Here is a 13,783-nt window from a genome sequence, read left to right as displayed (position 1 = left end):
GCCCCTAATATAAAAATTTTATATTTCATGCTAAATAGAAAAAGAAAATATATTATGCCCGCGATCAATATTATAAAAAACGCTTTAATTAGTGTTTCAGAAAAAAAAAATATCGTATACATATCAAAAATACTTGTTAAAAATCAAGTCAATTTGTTTTCTACAGGAGGAACGGCAAAACTTTTAAAACATAATAAAATACCTGTCACAAAAATATCAGATTATACACAATTTCCAGAAATTATGAATGGACGTATTAAAACATTACATCCAAAAATTATGGCAGGTATATTAAGAAGGCCAGATAAAGATCAAGATATAATAAAATCGTATCATATCTCACCTATAGATATGGTCATTGTCAATTTTTATCCATTTCAAGCAATAAAAAATCTAAAACAACACAATTTAGATCAGATGATTGAAAATATTGATATAGGTGGACCAACGCTCGTTCGAGCTGCTGCAAAAAATTATAAAAATGTTATAGTAATTACAAATACTGAAGATTTTCAAGATGTAATAGATTCTATCAAGAATAATACTATGACATTAGAAAAAAGATTTCATTTAGCAACTAAAGCATTTGCTCATACTCTTGCTTATGAAAACTCTATTTTTCAATATTTTGCAAAACATAATACTTGCAAAACAAAACATCCAGAAACATTATTTCCTAAAGAAATTAATTTTTCTTTTATAAAAAAACAAGATTTAAGATATGGAGAAAATCCACATCAAAAAGCATCTTTTTATATAGAAAAAGGTACTTTAAGTTCTGGAACAATTAGCATTTCTCGTCAAGTACAGGGAAGACCTTTGTCATATAACAATGTTTCGGATGCGAATCTAGCGTTAGAATGTGTACAAGAATTTGTTCAACCAGCATGTGTTATTGTAAAACATGAAAATCCTTGTGGTGTTGCAGTAAGTAATTCGACTTTAGAATCATATTTATTAGCATATAATGCTGATCCTATTTCTGCCTTTGGAGGGATAATTGCTTTTAATAGCATATTAGATCAAAATACCGCCCAAAAAATTATCGATTTAAAACAATTTATTGAAGTTATAATTGCACCTGAAGTATGTATTATAGCTCTAAAAATATTGCAAAAAAAACCGAATATTCGAATACTTATTACTGGAAAAATAAACAAACAACAAAAAAGATTAGATTTTAAAAAAATTAATGATGGTTTACTTATTCAAGAACAAGACTCTTATGATATAAACATTAAACAATGGAATTTTGTCACTAAACGTTTACCGACTAAAATAGAATTACAAGATGCTATTTTTTGTTGGAAAGTTTCTAAATTTGTAAAATCTAATGCAATTGTGTACGGAAAAGATCAAGTTACGATTAGTATTGGTGCAGGTCAAATGAGTAGAATATATTCTACTAAAATTGCTAATATTAAAGTAAAAGATCAAAATAACGATACAGTTGGTGCTACGATGGCCTCTGATGCTTTCTTTCCATTTAGAGATGGAATAGATAGTGCTGCCTCAGTCGGTATTAATTGCATTATTCAACCAGGTGGGTCCATACGGGATAAAGAGGTTATAGAAGCAGCTAATCAATATAACATGACAATGATTTTTACAAAACAACGTCATTTTAAACATTGAAATACTCATATAATATACTTAAATATTAAGTATTTTTTTATTCAATATTATAACAGTTTGACTATAAATATTCACTATTTGAATAAATCATCATTTAGACATTTATAAAACGTCTAAAAGATGATTTCAGTCTACACATAAAATATTTTTAAAAAAAATAATCGTGTTTTAAACATGATTATGATCTTGAATATTTTTTCTTATTTGTTTTGTTGCTTCCATCATATTTTTTAATGCTAACACTGTTTCATTCCAACTTCTTGTTTTCAAACCACAGTCTGGATTCACCCATATACGACGTAACGGGATATATTGCATTGCTTTATTCAATAACGTTTTGATTGATTCTACACTAGGTATATTAGATGAATGTATATCATATATTCCAGGTCCTACTTCGTTAGGATATTTAAAATTTTTGAAAGATTCTAATAATTCCATATCGGAACGGGCAGTTTCTATTGTGATCACATCAGCATCTAATAAAGCAATAGAATCCATAATGTCATTAAACTCACAATAACACATATGTGTATGAATTTGTGTAGTATTTTTTACTCCAGAAGAACATAAACGAAATGCATTCACAGACCATGATAAATATTCGGACCAAGCATACGTTCTTAATGGTAGGCCTTCTCGTAATGCTGGCTCATCAATTTGAATTATTTCTATTTTTTCTTTTTCTAGATCTAAAACTTCATCACGCAACGATAAAGCAATTTGCATAGCAATTGTGCTTAAAGAAATGTCTTCGCGAGGAAACGACCAGAATAAAATTGTAATTGGACCTGTTAACATACCTTTTATTGGTTTTTTTGTTAGTGATTGCGCATATTTAGACCATTTTATAGTAATTGGTTTTGGACGACTAATATCACCAACAATTATAGGGGGTTTTACACAACGAGAACCATAACTTTGAACCCATCCATTATCAGTAAATACAAAACCATCTAAATGCTCACTAAAATATTCTACCATATCATTGCGTTCTGCTTCACCATGAACGATAACATCTATCTCTAATTCTTCTTGTAATTTTACTGCTTTTTCAATATTTTTTTTAATTTCTATTGAGTATTGTTGTTCATTTATCAATCCATTTTTAAAATTATATCTTGTCTTTCTTATATCAATAGTTTGAGGGAACGAACCAATAGTAGTAGTTGGCAAAATAGGAAAATTAAATTTTTTATTTTGTTCTTGAGCTCGAATGTCATAATTATTTGCACGTTTATATTGTTCTACAAGCAGATCAGATAAACGTTTTTTTACTGCATTTTTGTGAACTCGTTTTGACGTTATACGTTCATAAATAGGGGCGCTCCATTTTTCAATCGAAGATATATTATTCGTATTTAATGCACTAGACAATAATGATAATTCATGACATTTCTGAACAGAAAAAGAAAACCATTTTTTTACTTCTACATCTAATCTGTTTTCTTCATTTAAATCTATTGGTGTATGTAATAAAGAACATGATGAACCAATCAAGATTACTTTACGATATTTTAATATTTGTGAAATAGTTTTAAACCATTTTAGAAGGTCAGAACGCCAAACATTACGCCCATTTATAACCCCTAAAGATAAAATCCATTCTGCAGGCAATTGAGCAATAAAATCAACTAAATTATATTTTCCACAAACTAGATCAATATGAATACCTTGAACCGGCAAATTACGAATAAACTCTAAATTATGTTCAATACTTCCAAAATATGTAGTGAGTAATATTTTAGTTGTTCCATACAGTTTTTTATAAGCATAGAGATACGCTTCTTGCCATTTTTTTGGTAAATCTAATACTAAAGCTGGTTCATCAATTTGAACAAAATCAATATTTCGATTAGATAATTCTTTCAAAACTATTTTATATATTAAGAGTAAATTTTCTAACATATCTAAACGATCAAAAACTTTACCCTTTACTTTTCCTAACCAAAGATAAGTAATAGGCCCTAAAAGTACCGGTTTAACTTGGTAACCTAACAATAATGCTTCATCTACTTCTTCTAAAATTTGTCTCCAAGAAAATTGTAATACTTTATTTTTATAAAATTCAGGTACAATATAATGATAATTTGTGTTAAACCACTTAGTCATTTCTGCAGCAGCAATATCTGGAGCACAACCTCGTGCTACACGAAATAAAGTATTTAAATCAATATTTTTCTTGTTATCATGATGCCTTTCTGGAATATTTCCTAACATCATACTAGTAGTTAATACATGATCATACCAAGCAAAATCTCCAACTGGTATATAATTAATTCCTAAATCTTTTTGTTGCTTCCAATTCTTTTTTCGTATTTCGTATCCTGTTGATAATAATTCATTGATTGAAATGTGACCTGACCAATACTTTTCTTGAGATTTTTTTAATTCGCGATGCAAACCTATTCTTGGAAAACCAAGAGTATGATTAAAAATAGTCATTATATATAATCCTTTTTATATTGAAATTATTTACTTGTAACAAATTTATAATTGCTTTACTAAAAATATATAATCTATAATTCTAGTATTAATAAAAATTATCAAGCGTAAATAATTAATCATTAATATGAAGGAATATCATGATTGAAATAAAACATCTTAAAACCATGCAAGCATTAAAAAATAATGGATCATTAAGTGCTGCTGCAATTCAATTGCATCAAACACAATCAGCTATATCTCATCAATGTAATAAATTAGAAAAAAAATTAGGATTTAAATTATTTATTAGAAAAAGTCATCCTATAAAATTTACAATTCAAGGGAAAATATTATTACAATTGTCTGAGGAAATACTGCCAAAAATAGAAAAATCAATACAAAAATGTACTGATTCTTATCACACAGTCATTCAATTAGCTATTGAATGTCATAGCTGTATTCAATGGTTAACACCAGCATTAAAAACTTTTCAAAAACAATTTCCTAATGTGAAAATAGATTTCTATTCAGATATGATGTTTAGTCCGCAGCCGTTACTTCAAAATGGAAAATTAGATATTGTACTAACCTCTGAAGTATTGCCAAGAAGCAATTTATTTTACATACCCATGTTTGATTTTGAAGTGCGTCTTATTCTATCTCCAAATCATCCTTTAGTTGTGAAAAAACATAAAATCACACCAGAAGATTTAAAATTTGAAACACTTATGACTTATCCTATTCAAAGAAATAGATTAGACATATGGAAGCGTTTTTTAAAACCTGCCGGCATCGTTCCAATTTTTAAAAATGTAAATAATACATTGCTTTTAATACAAATGGTCTCAGCTCAAATGGGAATCGCTGCACTACCACATTGGGTAGTAGATAATATTGAACGTCAGGGATTAATCGTAACGAGAAAAATAGGAAAGGGAATATGGAGACGATTATATGCAGCTACACGCAATGGCGAACAAAAAGAACTAGTAATACAAAAATTTATTAATTCTATACATATTCATGCTTGCACTCATTTGCAATTTATTCGTGGTATTTTAAAATCTCGTTATTTTAAAATATCATAAAAAACATATTTTTTTGCGTGCATAGTTAAATTGTTTTATATTATTTTATTATTTTGGATAAAAATATCATGTAAACATTGTGCAACACCATCTTCATCATTACTTTTAATAATACATACATGTGGTAATAAATTTTTTAAATGCAAATCAGCATTTTGCATGATATATGATTTTCCAACAATAGACAACATATCTCTATCATTCATTCCATCTCCAAAAGCAATAAAACGATTCAAAGAGATACCCAATAACTTAGATATTAATGTTAAGCCATGACCTTTTGAAGTTTTTCCCGAAACCACTTCCAGGCAACCTGGTACTGAAAAATGAACATTTACTTTAGCGCCCCATACGTCCATAATTTTTTTTTTAAGCTCATATAATTTTTGAAAATTTTTACTAGTAAAAAATACTTTATTTACTTTGCTATAGTTAAATTTTTTTAAATCAAGATATGTATATTGTAAAGATGTCAATGAAGGACAAAAGTTATTTTCTAATTTATTATTATTGATATACCATCTATTGCGTTGATACACCTGAGTGATAATGTCTGTATCCGTATATACTATATTACACAAATCTAAAGTAACGGCTTCTTCTAAATCATTCTTAAAAATTAATTTATTATTAAGATCATATACTCGAGCGCCATTGGAAGTAATCATAAAAGATTTAATATTTAAAAAATTTCTCACTTTTTCTACATCTAAGTAGTGACGACCTGAAGCAAGAACAAAAATATTGTTTTTAATTAACAAATTGATGATCTTTTTAGTGTATTCTGTAATTTTATTCGATGAATTCAGCAAAGTACCATCTAAATCTGTTGCAATAATACGATTCATACAAACACCTCAAAAAAATATAATATATATTATATTAAAAATGTTGTTATATAAATGTTTTTATGAAAAATTTATTTTTAAATATAAAAAAATTTTTAGATACGATTTATGCAATTGAATTAATTAAAACTATTCAATTAAAAATCTTTTATTTAATATAAATAAATCAATACAAATTTTATAAAAAGGTTTTTTATGTCGAAAAAGACAAGTGTAATAATACTTGCAGCAGGAAAAGGAAGCAGAATGAAATCCAACCGACCGAAAGTACTGCATGATTTGGGCGGAAAAACCATTCTAGAATATGTAATTAACACTGCACAATCTATAAAACCAAAAAAAATTATAATTGTTTATCATGATAAAAAAACAACAACATTATCTAAACATTTTAATAGTTCTATTGAATGGTTAGTGCAAAAAAAACAAGAAGGTACAGGTCAAGCTATATTATTAGCTTCAAAAAAAATATTAGATGATGAAAATGTATTGGTTTTATATGGAGACATGCCTTTTATTTCCAAAGCATCAATAAACAAATTAAAAAATTGCAAAAAAACTGCAAAAATCAGCATTTTAACAACAAAAATAAAAAATCCTGATGGATATGGACGTGTTTTAAGGAAAAATGGAAAAGTCCGAGCTATAGTAGAAGAATTTGAAACTAATCACCAACAAAAAAAAATTAAAGAAGTATATTCTGGTATTTTTTTAGCTAATAATTATGATTTAAAAAGATGGTTAAAACAGGTTACAAATAATAACTCTAAAAAAGAATTTTATGCTACAGACATTATCTTTTTAGCTTATTGTGAAGGAAATATTATTAAGACTACAGAACCAATGAGTTCTGAAGAAATACTAGGTATAAATAATAAATTACAATTGTCTATTTTAGAAAATATTCTTCAAGAAAAACAAATTAAACAACTACTTATTAATGGAGTAATGTTAAAAGATCCTACTCATTTTATTTTAAGAGGACGGTTAAAATATGGAAATAATGTTGAAATAGAAACAGGTGTTGTTTTAGAAAAAGATGTGTTTTTAGGTGATAATGTTACTATTGGTGTCGGTTGTATTATTAAAAATAGCATTATTGACAGTAACACTAACATTCAAGCATACACGATCATAGAAGATACTAAAATAGGAAAAAATTGCATTATAGGTCCATTCGCTCATTTACGAACTAAAAATATATTGCATAATAATGTTCAAATAGGCAATTTCGTTGAAATTAAAGAAAGTATTATAAAAACAAAATCTAAAATCAAACACTTAAGTTATATTGGAAACTCTGAAATTGGTAGTAAAGTTAATATTGGAGCAGGTAGTATCACATGCAATTATGATGGTTTTAAAAAATTTAAAACTATTGTTGGCGATAATGTTTTTATAGGTTCTAATACAGAATTAATCGCACCTATTAAAATTGCTGATAACAGCACGATTGCAGCCGGTACAACATTAATGAAGGATATTAATGAACCTTCTTTAGTGTATAACATCAAAACACAAAAACATAAAAAAAACTGGACACGTTCTAACAGAAATTATCAAAAATAAATATATAAAAATAACTCTTCTTAATTAAATTTTTTATAAAAAATAAACTATATCAAAAAATATAAAAGGTATTAATATGTGTGGTATTGTGGCTTCTGTAACACAACGTAATGTCATCAATATTCTTGTAAAGGGTATTAAAAAATTAGAATATAGAGGATATGACTCTGCAGGATTAGCTATAATAAATGATCAAAAAAATATTATGAGAATTCGTTGTGTAGGAAAAGTAAATGAACTCATCAAAAAAGTGAAGGAAAAAAACATTTTTGGTAATATTGGGGTAGCTCATACTAGATGGGCTACTCATGGAAAAATTTCTAAAGAAAATACTCATCCACACATTTCTTCAAATATTGTTGTTGTGCATAATGGTATTATTGAAAATAGTTCTCAATTACGAAATTTTCTAATTAAAAAAGGATATATATTTTATTCTGAAACTGACACAGAAGTAATTGCACATTTATTACATTGGGAACAAAACAAAAAAAAAGAACACCTTAAAACAGCAATACAAAAGACTATAAAACAGTTATATGGTAATTATAGCATGGTAGTAATAGATCAACGTAGTCCATCAGAACTAATCGCTGTAAGATCTAGTAGTCCATTAGTTATTGGGTTAGGTTCAGAAGAAAATTTTGTTGCATCTGATCAAATAGCATTATTAGATGTAACAAAACGCTTTATATATTTAGAAGAAGATGACATTGCTATTATAAAAAACAGAGAAATTAATATTTTTAACAAACGCAATACGATAATACATAGAAAAGAAATGTACTCTAATATTCAATATAATACAGTAGAAAAAACAGGATATCGTCATTATATGGAAAAAGAAATATACGAACAACCAGAATCTATTCGAAATACTTTGAAATATCGTTTACAAGAAAATAATACCGTTTATTTTTCCGAGTTAGAAAAAAAAGAAAAAAAATTATTAAAAAATTTAGAAAACATTCAAATAGTGGGATGTGGAACGTCATACAACGCAGCAATGGTTGCTAAATATTGGTTTGAATCATTGGTTAATATTCCTTGTCATGTAGAAATAGCTTCTGAATTTACTTCAAGAAAACCTGCTATTAGCAAGAATACTGTTTTAATTACACTATCTCAGTCAGGTGAAACTGCAGACACATTATTGGCGTTAAGATATGCAAAAAAACTTAATTATTTAGGAAATTTAACGATATGCAATATGGAAGGATCATCTTTAGTTAAAGAATCAGATTTGTGTTTGTTAACAAAATCTGGTATAGAAATAGGTGTTGCTTCAACTAAATCTTTTACAACACAATTAACTGTACTACTTATGTTAGTCGCTCAAATTGCTCAAATTAAAAAAAAAACTCACATAGAAAAAAAAATCGTACAAAATTTATATATGTTACCAATTAGAATCGAAAATGTTCTAAAAAAAGATCAATCAATTAAAATTATAGCTGATCAAATATGTGACAAAAATAATGTTTTATTCGTAGGAAAAGGAGAACTATATCCTATTGCAATAGAAGGCGCTTTAAAGTTAAAAGAAATTTCTTATATTCATGCTGAAGGTTATCCTGCTGGAGAACTAAAACATGGACCCCTTGCCTTAATTGATCAAAATACACCAGTCATTGTTATTGCTCCAAAAAATGCTTTATGGTTAAAAATTCAGAAAAACATACATGAAATTGCTTTAAGAGATGGTTTAATATACATTTTTTCTAATTATAATGATTATCATGAAAACAATACTTTCTTTATTAAGTTACCTTATGTAGAAGAACTAATAGCACCAATTTTTTATACAATTCCTCTGCAATTACTCGCTTATCATGTCGCTTTGAATAAAAATAGAAATATTGATCAACCAAGAAATCTTGCGAAATCAGTAACAGTTGAATAAAAAATTTTTTTAGATTGCATTAATATAATTGTAAATTTTGTTTGAAAACGGAGTATGAGTTTTTAATTGCACAAACTTAATCTCATACTCTACATAAAAAATTTGATTTTTTACATATAAAATTGCGTTTTTAATACTAAGATTCTATAGCTATTTTTAATTTTTTCATAGCATTTTTTTCCAATTGTCGAACTCGTTCTGCTGAAATTCCATAATTACTGGCTATGTTTTGTAAAGTATTTTTTTTATCTTTATCTAACCAGCGCGCATGAATGATATCACGACTTCGTTTATCTAAACCTAATAATGCATTGCTTAATTTATTAGTAGCATGTTCGTCCCAATTCTCTTCTTCTACACCATGAGCAAAATTAGACGTTTTATCTTGTAAATATTGAACAGAATGATAATTTCTTCCATCTGTATGATCATCTTCTGGCAACGGATTAAAAACGACATCTTGCACTGACATTCGAGACTCCATTTCTCGAACATCTTTACTACTAACTCCCAACTCTTTAGCAACTATACTAATTTCCTCTTCGTTAAACCATCCTAATCTTTTCTTAGTTTTTCTTAAATTAAAAAATAATTTTCTTTGTGATTTCGTAGTAGCAACTTTAACAATACGCCAATTCCGCAACACATACTCATGAATTTCTGATTTAATCCAATGCACCGCAAATGATACTAAACGTACTCCTATTTCTGGATTAAATCTACGTACTGCTTTCATCAAACCTAAATTCCCTTCTTGTATCAAGTCAGCTTGCAGTAAACCATATCCTGAATAACTGCGTGAAATATGAATTACAAAACGGAGATGAGATAAAATTAAAGTTTTTGCAGCGTCTAAATCACCATTATATCGTAATCGTTTAGCCAGTGATTTTTCTTCTTTTATTGACAACATAGGCCACAAATTAGCTATTCTAATATAAGCATCTAAATTACTTGGTGGCGTAACAGATAAAACTTGTACTTTATCAATCATATTTATTCCCGCGTCAACAGATTATATTTACTAAAGTATAAACGTGTGGAACTATAATATGATACTGTAATTAAAAATATAAATCAAAGATTTATCTGAATAAAAACATGATATTTATTTATTATCAAAAATAGCATCAATAAACTCTTGACTACTAAAAACTCCTAAATCTTCTGTTTTTTCGCCAATTCCGATATAGCGAATAGGAATTTTAAATTGATTTGCTAATGAAAATATAACACCACCCTTTGCTGTGCCGTCTAATTTAGTAATAATGATTCCTGTAATATGTAATGCTTTATGAAATATTTCTGTCTGTTGTATTGTATTTTGTCCATTACATGCGTCTAAAATTAATATTGTCTCGTGGGGTGCAGATACGTTGATTTTTTTGATTACTCTCACTATTTTTTTTAATTCTTCTACTAAATGTGACTTGTTGTGCAATCTTCCTGCTGTATCAATAATTAAAACATCAATATTTTTTGATTTCGCTGATTGTATAGCATCAAAGACTACTGCTGCTGGATCAGAACCAAAATGTTGAGCTATTACAGTTATTTTATTTAATTTTCCTAAAATTTGTAACTGTTCTATACCTGCGGCTCTAAAAGTATCTGCTGCAGCTAACATGACAGATTTTCCTTCTAATTGGTATTTTTTTGCTAACTTCACCACTGTTGTAGTTTTTCCTGTTCCATTAACACCAACGACTAAAATAACAAAAGGATGCAAAACAGATACTTTCAAAGGCTTTTCTACATGTTTAAGAATATCATACATATTTTTTTTTAATAAAAAATATACCTTTTCAGAAGTTTTTAAATCTTTACGCTTGCTATCTTTAATTAAGTTACTGATGATTTGTTCTGTAGTCTCTAAACCTATGTCAGCAAGTAACATTTTTTCTTCTAGTTCTTCAAATAAAACATTATCAACATGTTTTAACAAAAAAATACGATTTATTCCATCTCCAAAAAATTTTTTAGTCTTTTTTAATCCATTTTTTAAACGTGAAAAAAAACTTATTGGCGTATTTTTAATTATTTTTACATTGTTACTTTCATTATTCAAGATTCTAGTTTCTGTTTTGGTTACATTATTTTTTTTAATTAATTGATTTTTTATATTATATGCTTGATTATCATCTTTATTTGTTTTTTGAATGATTAAATTTGAAACCATGTGAGAGTTTTCTGTTTGTTTTTTTAAATCTTGTTTTGGTTCATTTTTTAAATCCTTTTTTTTTCTTATAGTCGTATTAAACCAAGAAAAAAAACCACTTTTTTTATCGTCTTGCATATTATCACCACTTTTCATCGTTTAGAAATAGTCTTTATTAAAAAAGAATATTGTTTCAAAAAAATACTTATTTAGATTATCATTTAATAATAGAAAAAAATTATATCATTAACACAAGTAATCTAATAAAATGAACAATGTTTTTCTCAAAAAAAACAATAAAATTTACGTCATTTCTGGAAAACTTAAGGGAAGAAAAATACCCTTTCAATATCATTCAAACTTACGTCCGACTACCAATCGAATAAGAACAATGCTTTTCGAATGGTTATCTGAATATATTCCACGCTCTAGATGTCTTGATTGTTTTTCAGGGAGTGGCGTGCTAGGAATTGAAGCCATTTCACGTCATGCTAAATTTTTAACATGTTTAGAAATAAATAAAAAAAACATTGTCAATATCAAAAAAAATACCAAAAAATTAAATTTATATAATATAGAAATTATACATACTAACACTTTATATTGGCTAAAAAAAAAAGGAAAACCGTATGATATAATATTTGTTGATCCGCCTTTTCATCAAGGACTGGTGCAATCTACTATAAAGTTATTAGAAAATAACAATTGGGTAAAAAAAAATTCACTGCTTTACATTGAAACAGAAAATAAAACACCTATTTTAATATCTAAAAATTGGGTTTTATATAAAAAAAAGATCACAAAAAAAATCGCATGTTATCTTTATATATTTAATAGACACATTTGATAAAATACATTCACAATTTTAATCAAAATCAATGTGAAACAATCAAATAAATATAAGGTTTAAAAAAATCATGAAAATTTTAATTTCTAAAAATGCAACGTTAAATGCATTTTGTAAAAATCCAATTCAAATTATAGAAGCATCTAGTAATGGAGCGGTAAGAATTATAAACAATAAACAACCTATTTTTTATGCGATGACTCCAGAGTTTTTAAAAAAAATATTTGATATTAAATATCATTGTCTCAAACAAGAAAAAATAAAAGAAAATATCAATAATAAATTTGCTATGCATGCTAACTGGACTCCAGATAAAGATTTCATTCGTCAAGCTGCATTATGGGGTATTTTTTTAAATAAAGAAGTCTCGGAATTTGAATTAGCATCTTTTATTTCTTATTGGAAAGAAGAAAATTGTATGTGCTATCACATGCAATGGCAACAAAAGTTAGCTAGAAGTATATATAACAGTAGAATGATTAATAATAATGCAAAACAAAAAAGAGATATTACTTTTATACCAAAACCAGATAAAATTATACCCAATGGATTCAGGGGTAAATAATGACATTTTATACTGAATTTTTTAAACGTCTTCAACGCTTAATGCCTCATAACATAAAACCAAAATTTAAAAATGAAGAAGACTTATTATCTTGGAATCAAGAACAAGGCCGACTATCTTCTGAGTTTATAATACGTGAAAATAAAGCAATGAAAATGCAACGCGTACTGGGTCGATCAGGTATTCGAGAATTGTATATGAATTGTTCATTTGACAATTACAAAGTTGAACACGATGGTCATAGAAGAGTGCTAAAAGCATCAAAAAAATATGCAGAAGAATTCAATAAAAATATTGCAAGCTTTATCTTTTCAGGAAAACCAGGAACAGGAAAAAATCATTTGGCATCGGCAATAGGTAATTATTTAATTTTACATGGAAAAAGTATTTTACTGGTTACAGTAGCTGATTTAATGTCTAATATGAAGGGTACATTTAACGGGTCTAGTAACATGACCGAAGAACACTTGTTGCATAATCTTAGTAGTGTTGATTTGCTCATGATCGACGAAATTGGAATGCAAACTGAATCTCGTTATGAAAAAGTAATCATCAATCAAATAGTGGATAGACGATCATCATCTAAACGTTCGACTGGAATGCTGTCTAATTTAGATCACAAAGGTATGCAAAATTTATTAGGAGAAAGAGTAATTGATAGAATGCGTTTAGGAAATAGTCTATGGTTAACATTTGAATGGGAAAGCTATAGACAATACGTTACAGGAAATGAATATTAATAA

The 13,783-nt window shown here is 27.4% G+C and carries 11 protein-coding genes; 7 read left to right on the top strand and 4 right to left on the bottom strand.

Going from position 1 to position 13,783, the window contains the following annotated elements; all coding sequences use genetic code 11:
* The first annotated feature begins 54 nt into the window (after positions 1-54).
* Positions 55-1,635, top strand: a complete 1,581-nt coding sequence (gene purH / locus D9V69_RS00155; RefSeq protein ID WP_158356840.1) for a bifunctional phosphoribosylaminoimidazolecarboxamide formyltransferase/IMP cyclohydrolase — start codon at positions 55-57, stop codon at positions 1,633-1,635.
* A 168-nt stretch (positions 1,636-1,803) separates the two neighbouring features.
* Here the strand turns inward: purH and metE are convergent, their stop codons facing one another.
* Complete coding sequence (gene metE / locus D9V69_RS00150) at positions 1,804-4,080, bottom strand: 5-methyltetrahydropteroyltriglutamate--homocysteine S-methyltransferase (RefSeq protein WP_158356336.1); 2,277 nt, start codon at positions 4,078-4,080, stop codon at positions 1,804-1,806.
* Between the two features lie 140 nt (positions 4,081-4,220).
* Between metE and metR the strand changes: the two genes are divergently transcribed.
* Positions 4,221-5,150: an HTH-type transcriptional regulator MetR gene (metR, locus tag D9V69_RS00145; protein ID WP_158356335.1), complete on the top strand. Its 930-nt coding sequence runs from the start codon at positions 4,221-4,223 to the stop codon at positions 5,148-5,150.
* A 35-nt stretch (positions 5,151-5,185) separates the two neighbouring features.
* On the opposite strand, the gene D9V69_RS00140 is transcribed toward metR, so the two are convergent.
* Positions 5,186-5,998 carry a Cof-type HAD-IIB family hydrolase gene (locus D9V69_RS00140; RefSeq protein ID WP_158356334.1) on the bottom strand — a complete coding sequence of 271 codons (813 nt, stop codon included), beginning with the start codon at positions 5,996-5,998 and terminating at the stop codon, positions 5,186-5,188.
* A gap of 195 nt (positions 5,999-6,193) precedes the next feature.
* Here D9V69_RS00140 and glmU point away from each other — a divergent pair, with 195 nt between their 5' ends.
* Both glmU and glmS read left to right on the top strand, forming a co-directional pair.
* Positions 6,194-7,567: a bifunctional UDP-N-acetylglucosamine diphosphorylase/glucosamine-1-phosphate N-acetyltransferase GlmU gene (gene glmU, locus D9V69_RS00135; RefSeq protein WP_158356333.1), complete on the top strand. Its 1,374-nt coding sequence runs from the start codon at positions 6,194-6,196 to the stop codon at positions 7,565-7,567.
* A 76-nt stretch (positions 7,568-7,643) separates the two neighbouring features.
* Entirely contained in the window at positions 7,644-9,470 is a 1,827-nt protein-coding gene (gene glmS, locus D9V69_RS00130; protein ID WP_158356332.1) for a glutamine--fructose-6-phosphate transaminase (isomerizing), read from the top strand.
* A gap of 136 nt (positions 9,471-9,606) precedes the next feature.
* Here glmS and rpoH read toward each other — a convergent pair whose 3' ends face one another.
* Positions 9,607-10,464, bottom strand: a complete 858-nt coding sequence (rpoH, locus tag D9V69_RS00125) for an RNA polymerase sigma factor RpoH (protein WP_158356331.1) — start codon at positions 10,462-10,464, stop codon at positions 9,607-9,609.
* 114 nt (positions 10,465-10,578) lie between these two features.
* Entirely contained in the window at positions 10,579-11,784 is a 1,206-nt protein-coding gene (gene ftsY, locus D9V69_RS00120) for a signal recognition particle-docking protein FtsY (protein WP_410051800.1), read from the bottom strand.
* A 112-nt stretch (positions 11,785-11,896) separates the two neighbouring features.
* Between ftsY and rsmD the strand changes: the two genes are divergently transcribed.
* The 3 genes from rsmD (at position 11,897) to dnaC (ending at position 13,780) form a co-directional block, all read left to right on the top strand.
* A complete protein-coding gene (gene rsmD, locus D9V69_RS00115) occupies positions 11,897-12,475 on the top strand; it encodes a 16S rRNA (guanine(966)-N(2))-methyltransferase RsmD (RefSeq protein ID WP_158356330.1) in 579 nt (192 codons plus the stop codon).
* Positions 12,476-12,545: 70 nt separating this feature from the next.
* The gene (locus D9V69_RS00110; RefSeq protein ID WP_158356329.1) at positions 12,546-13,040 is read left to right on the top strand and encodes a DnaT-like ssDNA-binding domain-containing protein; all 495 of its coding nucleotides are present in this window, start codon (positions 12,546-12,548) and stop codon (positions 13,038-13,040) included.
* Complete coding sequence (gene dnaC / locus D9V69_RS00105; protein ID WP_158356328.1) at positions 13,040-13,780, top strand: DNA replication protein DnaC; 741 nt, start codon at positions 13,040-13,042, stop codon at positions 13,778-13,780. The genes D9V69_RS00110 and dnaC overlap by 1 nt, the downstream gene beginning before the upstream one ends.
* The last annotated feature ends 3 nt before the right edge of the window (positions 13,781-13,783 follow it).

It is taken from the genome of Buchnera aphidicola (Hyadaphis tataricae) (genome assembly GCF_005081445.1).
GTDB lineage: Bacteria > Pseudomonadota > Gammaproteobacteria > Enterobacterales > Enterobacteriaceae > Buchnera > Buchnera aphidicola_AE.
Note: the sequence above shows the minus strand (reverse complement) of the source record. Positions and strands in the feature narration are given on the sequence as shown.